13 protein-coding genes are annotated in these 13,817 nt (G+C 67.1%); 9 read left to right on the forward strand and 4 right to left on the reverse strand.

Annotated features, from left to right (window positions below):
- Positions 1-145 precede the first annotated feature (145 nt).
- A complete protein-coding gene (locus FZ033_RS09625) occupies positions 146-895 on the forward strand; it encodes an acetoacetate decarboxylase (protein ID WP_149575925.1) in 750 nt (249 codons plus the stop codon).
- A 189-nt stretch (positions 896-1,084) separates the two neighbouring features.
- Positions 1,085-2,236, forward strand: coding sequence for a patatin-like phospholipase family protein (locus FZ033_RS09630; protein WP_149575926.1), 1,152 nt, complete (start codon positions 1,085-1,087; stop codon positions 2,234-2,236).
- A gap of 22 nt (positions 2,237-2,258) precedes the next feature.
- Here the strand turns inward: FZ033_RS09630 and FZ033_RS09635 are convergent, their stop codons facing one another.
- Both FZ033_RS09635 and FZ033_RS09640 read right to left on the reverse strand, forming a co-directional pair.
- Entirely contained in the window at positions 2,259-3,047 is a 789-nt protein-coding gene (locus FZ033_RS09635; protein ID WP_149575927.1) for a sulfite exporter TauE/SafE family protein, read from the reverse strand.
- 8 nt (positions 3,048-3,055) lie between these two features.
- Positions 3,056-3,706, reverse strand: coding sequence for a glutathione S-transferase family protein (locus FZ033_RS09640; RefSeq protein ID WP_149575928.1), 651 nt, complete (start codon positions 3,704-3,706; stop codon positions 3,056-3,058).
- Positions 3,707-4,217: 511 nt separating this feature from the next.
- Here FZ033_RS09640 and FZ033_RS09645 point away from each other — a divergent pair.
- From FZ033_RS09645 to FZ033_RS09655, 3 genes are all read left to right on the forward strand, one after another.
- Complete coding sequence (locus FZ033_RS09645) at positions 4,218-5,435, forward strand: polyhydroxyalkanoate depolymerase (protein WP_149575929.1); 1,218 nt, start codon at positions 4,218-4,220, stop codon at positions 5,433-5,435.
- Between the two features lie 209 nt (positions 5,436-5,644).
- Complete coding sequence (locus FZ033_RS09650) at positions 5,645-6,919, forward strand: MFS transporter (RefSeq protein WP_149575930.1); 1,275 nt, start codon at positions 5,645-5,647, stop codon at positions 6,917-6,919.
- A 257-nt stretch (positions 6,920-7,176) separates the two neighbouring features.
- Positions 7,177-8,607, forward strand: coding sequence for a homospermidine synthase (locus tag FZ033_RS09655; protein ID WP_149575931.1), 1,431 nt, complete (start codon positions 7,177-7,179; stop codon positions 8,605-8,607).
- A gap of 180 nt (positions 8,608-8,787) precedes the next feature.
- Here FZ033_RS09655 and FZ033_RS09660 read toward each other — a convergent pair whose 3' ends face one another.
- Both FZ033_RS09660 and FZ033_RS09665 read right to left on the reverse strand, forming a co-directional pair.
- Positions 8,788-9,342: a GNAT family N-acetyltransferase gene (locus tag FZ033_RS09660; protein WP_232847415.1), complete on the reverse strand. Its 555-nt coding sequence runs from the start codon at positions 9,340-9,342 to the stop codon at positions 8,788-8,790.
- 276 nt (positions 9,343-9,618) lie between these two features.
- Positions 9,619-10,749, reverse strand: a complete 1,131-nt coding sequence (locus FZ033_RS09665; protein ID WP_149575933.1) for a type III PLP-dependent enzyme — start codon at positions 10,747-10,749, stop codon at positions 9,619-9,621.
- Between the two features lie 791 nt (positions 10,750-11,540).
- Between FZ033_RS09665 and rplU the strand changes: the two genes are divergently transcribed.
- The 4 genes from rplU to FZ033_RS09685 all read left to right on the forward strand — a co-directional run bounded on the left by rplU (position 11,541) and on the right by FZ033_RS09685 (position 13,653).
- Positions 11,541-11,915: a 50S ribosomal protein L21 gene (rplU, locus tag FZ033_RS09670; RefSeq protein WP_149575934.1), complete on the forward strand. Its 375-nt coding sequence runs from the start codon at positions 11,541-11,543 to the stop codon at positions 11,913-11,915.
- A gap of 21 nt (positions 11,916-11,936) precedes the next feature.
- Complete coding sequence (rpmA, locus tag FZ033_RS09675) at positions 11,937-12,209, forward strand: 50S ribosomal protein L27 (RefSeq protein WP_149575935.1); 273 nt, start codon at positions 11,937-11,939, stop codon at positions 12,207-12,209.
- A 146-nt stretch (positions 12,210-12,355) separates the two neighbouring features.
- On the forward strand, positions 12,356-12,985 hold the full coding sequence (locus tag FZ033_RS09680; protein ID WP_149575936.1) for a GNAT family N-acetyltransferase: 630 nt from the start codon (positions 12,356-12,358) through the stop codon (positions 12,983-12,985).
- A gap of 149 nt (positions 12,986-13,134) precedes the next feature.
- Positions 13,135-13,653 (forward strand): RNA pyrophosphohydrolase, encoded by a 519-nt coding sequence (locus FZ033_RS09685; protein WP_149575937.1) that lies wholly within the window; start codon positions 13,135-13,137, stop codon positions 13,651-13,653.
- Positions 13,654-13,817: the final 164 nt, after the last annotated feature.

The raw sequence follows: 13,817 nt of genomic DNA on the forward strand, positions 1-13,817 counted from the left end.
GCTGGTCGCAGATCCCGCCGCAAGCCATTGGCGAATTAGCGCGCCGCAGCCGATGGAACCGCTTTTCACGCGCCCGCGCGCGCACTAACGTGGCACCACCCGTTCGCGACTGCGAAGCGGGCCACGGAGCACGAGAGAAACGCCGATGAAGATCGCCGACGTTCGCCGCACCGCCTATTCGATGCCGCTCGTGAACCCCTCCTACCCGCCGGGCCCCTATCGGTTCGTCGATCGTGAATACATGATCATCACCTACCGCACCGATCCCGCCGCGCTGGCGAAGGTGGTGCCGGAGCCGCTCGAGATCATCGAGCCGATCGTGAAGTACGAATTCATCCGCATGCCGGATTCCACCGGCTTCGGCGACTATACCGAGACCGGCCAGGTCATTCCGGTGAAGTTCGAGGGCGTGGCGGGCGGCTACGTCCACTCCATGTACCTCGACGACGAATCCCCCATCGCCGGCGGCCGCGAGCTGTGGGGCTTCCCCAAGAAGTTCGCCAATCCCAAGCTGGTGGTGGAGAAGGACACGCTGGTCGGTACGCTGAACTATGGCAGCGTGCTCTGCGCCTCCGCTACCATGGGCTACAAGCACGTGGCCTGCGACAAGGAGAAGGTGCTCGCCTCGCTCCTGACCCCGAGCTTCCTGCTGAAGATCATCCCGGACGTGGACGCCAAGCCGCGCATCTGCGAGCTGGTGCGTTACTATCTGGAAGACGTGACGGTGAAGGAGTGCTGGACCGGCCCCGGTGCCCTCGGCCTGTTCCCCCACGCCCTGTGCAACGTCTCCCAGTTGCCGGTACTGGAAGTGATTTCCGCCCTGCATGTGAAGGCGGATCTCACCCTCGGCCTCGGCGAGGTGATCTACGACTACATGAAGGACGGCGAGGGCTGAGGCCTCAAGACTTCTTCCCGTGAAGCGGGCACCGGCTCGCGGCTTGCGGGAGGAACGTGGATGAAACACATGACGAGCGCCGGATCCGCTCAGGCTTATCTGATCGGAACATGATCTGGCGGAACGGGCGGCGCGCCGCCCGCTCATCGGCACGAAGAGCGTTCCGCCGGAATGCGAGGGGCAAGGTCCATGACACTAAGCGCCAATCACCTTCCGCCCGACCTCTGCGACATCGTCGGCGAGTACAAGCGCATCGCCCTGGTGTTCCAGGGCGGCGGAGCGCTTGGCGCCTACCAGGCCGGCGTCTACGAGGCCCTGGCGGAGGCTGGGTGCGAGCCCAACTGGATCTCGGGTGTTTCCATCGGCGCCATCAATTGCGCCATCATCGCCGGCAACGCGCCGCAGGACCGGGTGCCGCGGCTAAAGGCGTTCTGGGAAACCATTACCTCACAGCGGATCATCCCCTTCAATCTGGAGGGGGACATCTTCCGGCAGTGGCGCAACCAGTTCAGCGCCGCCCGGACCATTTTCCAGGGCCAGCCCGGCTTCTTCAAGCCGCGTTTCCCCAGCCCCCTGATGCTGCCCACCGGCGCCCCCGGCGCCACCTCCTTCTACGACACCTCGCCCCTGCACGACACGCTGCTGAAGCTGGTGGACTTCGACCGCATCAATTCCGGCGACAAGCGCTTCTCGGTGGGCGCGGTCAACGTGCGCACCGGCAACTTCATCTATTTCGACAACAGCGAGCACACCATCGGGCCGGAGCACATCATGGCCTCCGGAGCGCTGCCCCCCGGCTTTCCGGCGGTGAAGATCGACGGCGAGTATTATTGGGACGGCGGCGTCGTCTCCAACACCCCGCTCCAGTTCCTGCTGGACCAGCCTGATCATCCGAGCGCCTTGGTGTTCCAGGTGGATCTGTTCAGCGCCCGCGGCCAGCTGCCCCGCGACATGTACGACGTGTCCGAGCGGCAGAAGGACATCGGTTATTCGAGCCGCACCCGCTACACCACCGACGTCTTCCGCCGGGTCCAGGAGCTGCGCTCCAAGCTGTATGACGCGCTCCAGCGCATTCCCGAGCAGTTGCGCTCCGAGGACGACCTCGCCCTGATCGAGGATTACAGCTCATCCGGCCCGGTCAACATCTGCCACCTGATCTATCAGGAGAAGACCTACGAGCGGGATACCAAGGACTACGAGTTTTCCGCCGCCTCCATGCGCGATCACTGGCAGACCGGCTACGAGGATACGGTGAAGACCCTGCGCCGGGGTGACTGGCTCAAGAAGCCGGACGATTCCATCGGCATCGTGGTGCACGACATCCACCGCCTCTCCGAGTAGGCGGGGGCACCGGGAGCGCGCCCTACCGGAATCCGCGCGCCAGCATGTAGGCGCCGAGCAGGGCGAGGCCGGCAAAGAAGACCCGGCGGAACACCAGCGGCGAGACCGCGAGGCGGATCCGCCGGCCCAGTTCCATGCCAAGGAAGGCGGGCGCAAGCGCCGCCACCGAAGCCAGCGCCACCTTGGGATCGGTCAGCACCGCGCCGCCCTCCCCGGGACTTGCGAGGACCGCGGCAAGCGCGAAGGTGGAGACTGTGAAGGTGAGGCCGAGGGCCTGCACCAAATCGTCGCGGTTGAGCCCCAGCGCCTGGAGATAGGGCGCCGACGGCATCACCGAGACCCCGGTGGTGCCGGTCACCAGCCCGGTGAGCAGGCCCATGAGCGGCGACAACCACGGCTCAAGACGCGCCGGCAGGCGCAGCGGAATGGCGCTGAGGCCGAGGGCGCCGTAGAGCAGCAGGGTCGCCCCCAGCGCTGGCACCGCGGCCGGGGAGGTAAGGCCGCCCAGCAGCAGCCCGCCCGCGAGGGTGCCCAGCACCACGGCGACCATCATGGCACCGAAGCGCCGGGCCGTGCCGGCCACGTTGGGCCCGGTGAAATATTGCCAGAGATTGGTGACGGTGGCCGGCAGGATCAGCACGGCCGCCGCCTCGGCGGGGGTGAGGAACAGGCTGAGCAGCCCGATGCCCACCGTGGGCAGGCCCATGCCGATGAGCCCCTTCACCATGCCGGCCAGCACCAGCACGGCGAAACCCGCCACCAGCATGCCGACGGGCAGGGCGGCCCCGACGCCGGCGGCGGATGCCAGCATCGCGGCGATCAGAACTCGGCGCCGAGTTCTTCCAGTTCCTCGGGCTCATCCTGCGAGCTGGCGATCCATTCCTGCATCAGGGGCAGGGCCATGATGCGGGCGCGGTAGGCGTCGCATTCGGCATCCAGCTTCACGTCATAGGTGGTGAAGCGCGAGCAGACCGGGGCGTACATGGCGTCCGCCAGCGTCGGCGTCGGGCCCATGAGGAAGGGGCCGCCGTGGGCAGTGAGGCAGCCGCGCCAGATGGCGACGATGCGCTCGATGTCCGCCTGTGCCCCGGCCCACACCTTGAAGCCCGGATAATGGGCCTTGATATTCATGGGCAGGGCCGAGCGCATGTTGGCGAAGCCCGAATGCATCTCGCCCGAGATGGACAGGCAGTGCGCCCGCACCGCGCGATCGGCCGGCAAAAGCCCGGCCTGCGGGAAGACCTCGTTGAGGAAAGCGGCGATGGCGAGGGTGTCCCACACGGTCACGTCCTCATGCACCAGGCGGGGCACGAGGAAGGAGGGGGACAACAGCAGCAGCTCGGCCTTCATGTCCGGGTCGTCGAGGGGTACGCGCTCCTCCTCGAACGACAGGCCGGCCATCTTGCACAGAAGCCAGCCGCGCAGGGACCAGGAGGAGTAGTTCTTGCTGGAGATGGTGAGTGTCGCCATGCTGGATGCTCGCCTGCCTGTCCTGCGCTTCGAATATTCGACCTAAGTGCTAGACTTGGGCGCCCAACTTGGATGCCCGTTTCCATTATCATGTTGTCACGGTGGCCCGCTAACCCGTGAACCTAACGTAACAGCACAAAGTGACGCCGCGAGGGCACCAACCGTGTCCGGCGAAAGGGCTGGTCGGGATCCGAATTCCAGTGTCCATTCGCAGACGGATCGTCCCATCGGGCCGATTTCGACGTGAGCGGCTCCGGTTTTGAGTTCCTTGCGCGGAAGCATGTTGCATTGCAGCAGGCTCCGCTTCAATATTCGTGTAACAGGTACATCCGTTCAGGCTTGCTGCAAAGCGGAAAGCAGGCCCTGCGGCAATAACTTAAACAGAGGGTTCCGCCGTCCATGAGGGCGTCGGCAGACGGGGAACAGAAGGACCTTTCAGCGTCATGCTGCAGATGTTATTCAGGTCATTCTCTCCGCGGCTCGGCCGCCGGGCGCAGCGGCACGGGCGGCCATGATGTATCAGGCGTATCAAACCCAGTCCGACTTGATGGGCCCCATCCGCTTTCTGGCGGGGCTCGCACGCCAGACCCTCACGGGTCCGCTCATCAACGGCTACGGCCATGCAGGCCTGCGCCATCTCGCCGCTGCCTACGAACTGGTGGAGCGCACCGGGCTCAGCCACGGGCGCCCCGACTTCGGCCTCCGCACGGTGGAGGTGGGCAACCGCGAGGTCCAGGTCACCGAGGAGAAGGCGGCGGTGCTGCCCTTCGGCACCCTGCTGCGCTTCAAGAAGGACGTGGACATTGCCCAGCCCCGCGTGCTGGTGGTGGCGCCCCTCTCCGGCCATTTCGCGACGCTGCTCGTCAACACCGTGAAGACGATGCTGCCGGACCACGACGTCTACATCACCGACTGGCACAATGCCCGTGACGTGCCGTTGTCAGCCGGCCCGTTCGCCTTCGACGACTATGTCGAGCACGTCATCAAGTTCCTGGAGATCATGGGGCCGGGCTCCCATCTCGTGGCGGTGTGCCAGCCGTGCGTCCAGGCGCTGGTGGCGGCGGCGGTGATGGCGCAGGACAAGAATCCGGCCGCGCCCGCCTCCATGACGCTCATGGCGGGCCCCATCGACTGCCGGGTCAACCCCACCAAGGTGAACGAACTCGCCACCTCCAAGCCCATCTCCTGGTTCGAGAAAAACCTCATCGCCACGGTGCCGAAGGGGTTTCCCGGCTCGGGCCGCAAGGTTTATCCGGGCTTCGTGCAGCTCACCGCCTTCGTCAGCATGAACGTGAGCCGGCACGTCAAGGCCCATCTCGACCTCTACAACGCCCTCGCCGAGGGTGACCACGAGAAGGCCGAGGCCACCAAGTCCTTCTACGACGAATATTTCGCGGTGCTGGACCTCGATGCCGAGTTCTACCTGGAAACGGTGCGGTACGTGTTCCAGGAATACCGGCTTCCCAAGGGCGAACTCACCTATCGCGGCCAGCCCATCGACTTTAAGGCCATCCGCAAGACGGCCCTGCTGACGGTGGAAGGCGAGCGGGACGACATCTGCTCCATCGGCCAGACCATGGCGGCGCAGGACATCTGCTCGGGCCTGCGGCCCCACAAGAAGCGTCACCACATGCAGGCCGGCGTCGGCCATTACGGCGTGTTCTCCGGCCGCAAATGGGCCGGGCAGGTCTATCCCATCGTCCGCAATCACATCCTGTCCAGCGACTGATCCTCCAGGGTGATTTCCGCTCGCCTTGGCTCCCGGAAATCACTCTGGAATTTTGTGTTCACGCGTTTTCTTCACGCGAACCGTTATCCACTTCGCTCAAAAACGCTCCAGCGGTCCGGGGCGCCTGCCCCGGCCGCGTTCCCACCTAGCCTGACGGGCCAGGGCAGGCCGGACCAGAGCCGGGCCGCCTTGGCCCGGAGATCTGCCCCGTGCCCCAAGCTTCTGCCCCGACCCCATCCCCCTCCGAACGGCTGCGGGATCACCCGGCCTTTCTGCTGTTCTGGATCAGCCGCGTCGCCTCCGCCCTCGCGTTCCAGATGCTGGGCGTGGCGGTGGGCTGGCTGGTCTATGCCCTCACCGGCAGCGCGGTAGCCCTGGGACTGGTGGGCCTTGCCCAGTTCCTGCCCCTGCTGTTCCTGAGCCTCATCGCCGGACATGCCGCCGACGTGTTCGACCGGCGCCGCATCGTCTTCATCGGCCAGAGCGTCGCTGCGGTGACGCTCGCCCTGCTGGCCCTGGGCCTTGCGGAGGGGATGGTTGGCCTTGCCGCCATCTATGGCGCGGTGGTGATGCTCGGCGCCTGCCGCGCCTTCGAGCATCCCACCATGGCCGCGCTGCTGCCCCGCCTCGTGCCCGGCGAGGTGCTGCCCCGGGCGTTGGCGGTGTCCTCCTCCGCCATGCAGATGGCCACCATCGCCGGCCCGGCGGCTGGCGGCTTCGCCTATGCGCTCGGTCCCACCGTGCCCCTGGCGGGCGCCGCCCTGTGCTACGCCGCCGCCGCCCTCGCCATGATGGCGATACGCCATGTGCACGCCCCGGTGCAGCGCGGCGGGATGACGATCGCCACCCTGCTCGAAGGCCTTGCCTTCATCCGCGGGCACAAGGTGGTGCTGGGCTCCATCTCCCTCGACCTGTTCGCGGTGCTGCTGGGCGGGGTCACGGCGCTGCTGCCCATCTTCGCCAGCGACATCCTGCATGTGGGGTCGCAGGGCCTCGGCGCCCTGCGCGCGGCCCCGGCGGTGGGTGCCGTGCTCATGTCGGTGGTGCTCGCCCGCGTGCCGCTGTCGCACCGTGTGGGACACAAGATGTTCGCCGCCGTGGCGGTGTTCGGCCTGGCGACCGTGGTGTTCTCCCTGTCGAGCAGCTTTCTTGTCTCGCTTGGCGCCCTGTTCGTGCTGGGGGCAGCGGACAATGTGAGCGTGGTCATCCGCTCCTCGCTGGTGCAGCTCTCCACCCCGGACGCCATGCGCGGACGGGTGAGCGCGGTGAACTCGCTGTTCATCGGCACCTCCAACCAGCTCGGCGAGTTCGAATCGGGCATGGCCGCCGCTTTGCTCGGCGCGGTGGGCGCGGGGGTGGCGGGCGGCGTCGGCACCATCCTGGTGGCCCTGCTGTGGATGCGCCTGTTCCCCGGCCTGCTGAAGGTGGACCACATGCCCTCCCGCCCCGCGCGGACCCATCCCGCGCAGGCCAAATCCGCCTGAGCCGATCCGGCACCAGAGAAGCCGAGAGCCACCGCAAACATTTGGTTTGCCGGCTTCCGCGCGCCTCTTCGGTTGACGCGCGGGCGCGCTTTTCCCATGGTGCCGCCGCCCGCGCATCCGTCGCGGGTCTTTGCCCCCGACGCTGCGCCGACGAAGCGTTTTCCGCCCGCTTGACGCGCGTCCCGGGAATCTGTGATCGAGCGGCGCCCCGTTCCCGTGACGGGAAGCGCCGCCCCCCCGACGAGGAGTGTAGCGCCATGAGCGACTGGCCGGTCCACGCGAAGATCGACGGCCCCATCGTGATGATCGGGTTCGGCTCCATTGGCCGCGGCACCCTGCCGCTGATCGAGCGCCACTTCGATTTCGATCTCTCCCGCATGGTGGTGATCGACCCGGTGGCGGACCACAAGACGCTGCTCGACGCCCGCGGCATCCGCTTCATCCAGTCGGAAGTCACTGCCGAGAATTATCGCGAACTGCTCACCCCGCTCCTCACCAACGGCGGCGGGCAGGGCTTCTGCGTGAACCTGTCGGTGGATGTGTCGTCCATCGCGGTGATGGAACTCACCCGCGAGATCGGCGCGCTCTATGTGGACACCGTGATCGAGCCCTGGAAGGGCTTCTATTTCGACGAATCCATGGATAACGCCGCGCGCACCAACTACGCCCTGCGCGAGAGCCTGCTCGCCGCGCGCCGGCGCAATCCGGGCGGCACCACGGCGGTGTCCACCTGCGGTGCCAATCCCGGCATGGTGTCCTGGTTCGTCAAGCAGGCCCTGCTGAACATCGCCCACGACACCGGCCTCGACCGGCCCGAGCCGGCGAGTCGCGAGGAGTGGGCTCAGCTTGCCCGTGCACTGGGGGTGAAGGGCATCCACATCGCCGAGCGCGACACCCAGCGCGCCCGCGAGCCCAAGGTGATGGGCGAGTTCTGGAACACCTGGTCGGTGGAAGGCTTCGTGTCCGAGGGCCTCCAGCCCGCCGAGCTGGGCTGGGGCACCCATGAGAAGTCCCTGCCGCCGGACGGTCGCACCCACGAGGCCGGCTGCGGCGCGGCCATCTACCTGCTCTCGCCCGGCGCCGCCACGCGGGTGCGTTCCTGGACCCCGACGCCGCAGGCCCAGTACGGCTTTCTCGTCACCCACAACGAGAGCATCTCGATTGCCGACTACCTGACGGTGCGCGACGGCGACACCGTGCTCTATCGACCCACTTGCCATTATGCCTACCACCCGGCCAACGACGCGGTGCTCTCCCTTCACGAGATGTTCGGCAATGGCGGCCACTTCCAGGGCAAGTGGAAGATCCTCGACGAGCACGAGATCGTTGACGGCATCGACGAACTGGGCGTGCTCATCTACGGCCACGCCAAGAACGCTTACTGGTTCGGCTCCCAGCTCTCCATCGAGCAGACGCGCGAGCTTGCGCCCTACCAGAATGCCACCGGCCTTCAGGTGACCTCCGCCGTGCTCGCCGGCATGGTGTGGGCGCTGGAGAACCCCAACGCGGGCATCGTGGAAGCCGACGAGATGGACTTCCGCCGCTGCCTCGACGTGCAGTTGCCCTATCTCGGCCCGGTGATCGGCACCTATACGGACTGGACACCCCTCACCGGTCGCCAGAAGCTGTTCCCTGAGGACTTGGACCTCGAGGATCCCTGGCAGTTCAAGAACGTCATCGTGCGCTGATGTTTGCGGGCGGCAGCCGCCGCCCGGACCGCATGAGAGCTGCGACAGGCCCGGCCCCGCGCCGGGCCTGCATCACTCACCGCCCATGTCCCAAAATGAAAAAGCCCCGGCTGAGGCCGGGGCTTTTCTGCATCTGGCCGCCGTACAGGCCGGACCGAGGGCCGGCCGCGGCCCTTCGTCCTATGCCGACTTGCGCATCTCCCCCGCGAGAAGTTCAGCCAGCGAAGGCTGGGCAACACGGCCGCCCGTGGGGCTGATGAGGCCGCGCGCGCCGTCCAGCGCGCCGGCTTCCAGTTCCACCGCCAGCAGGCGGTCGCGGGCATAGGGGCCGGGCATCCAGAGCGCGCCGGTCTTCTGCGCGCTGAAGCCGAAGCGCTCGTAATAGGCCGCATCCCCCACCAGGATCACCGCGCCGTGCCCCTGCGCCCGCGCCGTATCCAACGCCGTGCGCATGAGGGTGGCGCCGAGGCCATGGGCCTGGAACCAGGGGTGCACCGCCAGCGGCCCGAGCAGCAGCGCCGGCTTGCCGGGACCGGCGGCGACGTTCCACAGCCGCACCGTGCCGGCGAGGCGGCCATCGGGGCCACGGGCCACGAAGGCAAGGTCGCGCGCCGGCAGGCGGCCTTCGCGCAGGCGCTCGGATGACTTGGTGAAGCGCTCGGCGCCCAGGCACAGGTCCAGCAGGGCCTCGCGCGGGGCCACATCTTCCACGGTTTCCAGCACGATCTCAGTCATCAGCAGCTCCTGTGCCAACGTGAGAGGCGAAGACATCCGTCCCGCCGCGCGGGATGCGCGGTCGGCCATCGGCTTGCGGCTCTGGCCTTTCGGGACGGTGCGGAAGACGAGGGGAAGCCCCCTCCTCATTGCCACCGGCGCGGGCCATCAGGTCCGGCGCGCGATGGGGATCGTGCAGGGGTGTGCGCGCCCAAGAGCGGACCCTCCCGGGTCCGGCTCCTCAACGCGCTGTCCCTTTCGATCGCAGGCCCTGGAACGCGGCCTCTGATCAGGTGCTCAGATCACGTAGGACTTCAGCGGCGGGAAGCCATTGAACGCTACCGCCGAATAGGTGGTGGTGTAGGCGCCGCACGCCTCGATGATCACCTTGTCGCCGATGGAGAGCGACAGCGGCAGGTCCACCGGGGTCTTCTCGTACATCACGTCGGCCGAATCGCAGGTCGGGCCGGCCAGCACGCAGGGCGCGGTGTCATCGCCGTCGCGCGGGGTGCGCAGCGGATAGCGGATCGCCTCGTCCATGGTTTCGGCGAGACCGCCGAACTTGCCGATGTCCAGATAGACCCAGCGCATGGCGTCGGCCTCGGACTTCTTGGAGATGAGCACCACCTCGGCCTCGATGAGGCCGGCGTTGCCCACCATGCCGCGGCCGGGCTCCATGATGGTTTCCGGGACCTGGTTGCCGAAGTGCTTGCGCAGGGAGGAGAAGATCGCCTCGCCGTAGGACTGCGCGCCCGGCACCTCCTGCAAATAGCGGGTGGGGAAGCCGCCGCCCAGGTTGACCATGGAGAGCGAGATGCCCCGCTCCGCGCAGGCTCGGAAGATCTGCGCCGCAGAGGCGAGCGCGCCGTCCCAGGCGTGCACGTTCTTCTGCTGCGAGCCCACATGGAAGGACACGCCATAGGCCGCAAGGCCGAGGCGATGGGCGTGCTCCAGCACGTCCGCGGCCATCTCCGGCTCGCAGCCGAACTTGCGCGACAGGGGCCATTCGGCGCCGGCGCCATCGCACAGGATGCGGCAGAACACCTTGGCGTGGGGCGCCACGCGGGCGATCTTCTCCGCCTCCTCGTAGCTGTCCACCGCGAACAGGCGCACGCCCAGGCGGAAGGCGCGCTCGATGTCGCGCTCCTTCTTGATGGTGTTGCCGAACGAGATGCGCTCGGCGCCGGCGCCGGTGGCGAGCACCATCTCGATTTCGCCCACGGAGGCGCAATCGAAGGACGAGCCCAACTCTTCCAGCGCCTGCAGGATGGCGGCGTCGGGATTGGCCTTCACGGCGTAATAGACGCGGGTGTCCGGCAGGGCACGGGCGAAGGCCTGGTAATTGGTGCGGACCACGTCGAGGTCCACCACCACGCAGGGGCCATCCTCTCGTCGGGTACGCAGGAATTCGCGGATGCGATCGGTCATGGTGTCCTCCCGTGACCTGAAGCCTCGTGAAGCACGGAGAATTCCGTGCGACGACAGGGACGGACGAACCCGCACTGGGCTCGGCCGGGGCACGCGCAAGCAGCCGCCCGGCGCTGTGGACACGCCGGGTCGTCTGCGGGCCGTACCCGCTTCGCCGGGGCTCTATCCCGGCCGCATCATCGGACCGAACGGCAGTCGAACCGCCCGCCGGGCGACAAGCCAGGCGAGGGCGAGACAACTGCGCACGATTGGAGAGGGAATCCCGCTCCGCACGGCCGGCAAGATGTAGTGCCTCTTCAGTACAGTCGCCCTTTGGAGGGGTGACCGAGACCAAAAAAGCCCTTACGTCGTTGCTTCAAGTCACGTCCCCCGCATGAGGAGCGGGGTGGGCCGGTTCCCTCCGGCTATCGGTCGTCCTGGCAGCTTTCCGGCCTCTTGTCCGGAGATCCTACCGACCGACACGCGACCACAGGCACGTGCGAATTTGGGCAGAGGGGATTTAGTGGATTCGCCCCGCCCATGCAAGTGGCATTTTGGTGATTTTCTCAGCGCCGATCCTGCCGCCGAAACGGGCGGCCGTGCCTGATCCGGGCCATGGCTGCGTGGCGGCTCCGCCTGGACCGGGAAGAGGGCGGACGCGGAGCAGGGGGCAGATACGCCCGCGGCGTTGACTTTTCAGGCATCCATGGTGTATCGGACCCACTTCGCGTGGGCCCTCGTGCCCGCATTCCCATTCCCGACCGGAAGAAGCCAGCCCTTCGAGGCTCGGCGGAACACGAAAGCGAGACAAGATGTTCGCGGTCATCAAGGCAAACGGCAAGCAGTATCGCGTTGCCGCCGCCGACGAAATTACCATCGACCACCTCGACGCCGAGGTCGGCTCGGTCTTCACCTTCCCGGTGCTGATGCTGGGCGGCGCCACCATCGCCATCGGCGCGCCCCACGTGGACGGCGCCACCGTCACCGGCGAAGTGGTCGAGCAGACCCGCGGCGACAAGGTGATCGCCTTCAAGAAGCGCCGCCGGCAGAATTCGCGCCGCAAGCGGGGCTTCCGCGCCGACCTCACCGTCGTGCGCATCACCGAGATTTCAGGCCTCGGCGAGACCGTCAAGGCTGAACCCAAGTCCCAGCGCGCGCCGGCTCCCCAAGCCGCTGCCGACGCCTGATAGCGAACGAGGAGAGCAACAATGGCTCATAAAAAGGCAGGCGGCTCGTCTCGCAACGGTCGTGATTCCGATGGTCGCCGTCTTGGCGTGAAGCGCTTCGGTGGCCAGGACGTCATCCCGGGCAACATCATCGTGCGCCAGCGCGGCACCAAGTGGCATCCCGGCACGAACGTGGGCATGGGCAAGGACCATACCCTCTTCGCCCTGGTGGAAGGCAAAGTCACCTTCCAGACCAAAGCCAACGACCGCACCTACGTATCGGTGCTTCCCATCGCCGCCGAGGCGGCTGAATAAACGGCGAGACCTGAGAATGCAGGTTCCCGCCGGTCACGTCGACCCGGTGGGCGCCTGAGCAGGCCGAACCTCAAAGCTCAGACACGAACCGGGGAGGCGGGACACCTCTCCCCGGTTTTCGTTTGTCTGGCCTTGAGGAGCTTGCCATGACCCTGTGTGAGACGCCGTCCGGAGCGCCGCTCGCGGAGAACTGTATCCCCGTCCTCGAAACCGACCGGCTCGTGCTCCGCGCGCCGCGCCTCGAGGACGTTGCCGCCGTCGCGGAGCTCGCCAACAATCGCAAGATCGCGGAAATGACCGCGAACCTGCCCTTCCCCTACAAGCGCTCCGATGCCCATGCCTTCGTCGAGACGCTGGCTGCCGTTCCGGACGCGGCCACCTTCGCGCTGTTCCTCAAGGGTGAAGGCGCCCTGACCTTCGCCGGCATGGTGAGCTTCGGCCGCCGCCCGCCCGAGCCCGCCCCGGAGATCGGCTACTGGATCGGCGAGCCCTTCTGGGGCCGCGGGATCGCCACCGAGGCGGTGCGCGCCGTCATCGACTATGCGTTTTCCGAGACCGAGCTGCAGCTCCTCATCGGCTCGGCCCGCGTGGTCAATCCGGCCTCGCGCCGGGTGCTGGAGAAGTGCGGTTTCCAGTGGTCGGGCGTGGGCCTCACCCGGGTGAAGGCGCTGGGCGCCTCCGTGCCGGTGGACCGCTTCCAGCTCGACCGGCGTATCTGGGCCTCGCTGCGCGCCTGGGGCTCCACCGCCATGCCGCGCCATCGCGCGGCGCACTGACGGAGAGGGCGCGCCATCGCGCGGCGCACTGACGAAGAGGGCGCGTCGTGGTGCGGCGCGCCGAGGGCATTGGACCTTTCCCGGGCTTGCGCGGCGACGCCGCGCGGGCCAATCAAGGGTAAAGCAACTCCTCCTTGCGGATCGCGCCCATGTCCAATCGCCACGACAAGAAACAGGACGACCTGCCCTATCGCCCCTGCGTCGGCCTGTGCGTGTTCAACGCGGCCGGCAAGGTCTTCCTCGGCCGCCGCGTCGGCGGGCCGGAGCACGTGGATGCCACCCATTCCTGGCAGCTGCCCCAGGGCGGCATCGACAAGGGTGAGGAGCCGTTCGCGGCCGCCTTGCGCGAGCTTTACGAGGAGACCTCCATGCGTTCGGTGACGAAGCTCGCCGAGGCGCAGGAGTGGCTGTCCTACGACCTGCCGGGCCGCATCGCCGGCGAGGCCTGGAAGGGCAAGTATCGAGGCCAGACGCAGAAATGGTTCGCCCTGCGCTTCACCGGCCTCGATGCCGAGATCAACATCACCCGCCCCGGCGGCGGCCACCACAAGCCCGAATTCATGGACTGGCGCTGGGAGAGCCTCGACAAGGTGGCGGACCTCGTCGTCCCGTTCAAGCGCAGGGTCTATGAAGAGGTGGTGAAGGCTTTCCGCCCGTTCGCCGGATAGCGAAGCGCCGGTCTTCGCACCTGTATGATGGCGGGAGCGGCAGTATCGCGCCGCATAATTACGCCCGCCGGTGCGAGTCGGGAATGAATAGATTAGGTAATCGCCGAATATTTAAATCATAGCATGGGCAATGATTTGAGTTTCTACACGAAATACACAGAATC

Origin of the sequence: Xanthobacter oligotrophicus (genome assembly GCF_008364685.1) — a bacterium.
GTDB lineage: Bacteria > Pseudomonadota > Alphaproteobacteria > Rhizobiales > Xanthobacteraceae > Xanthobacter > Xanthobacter oligotrophicus.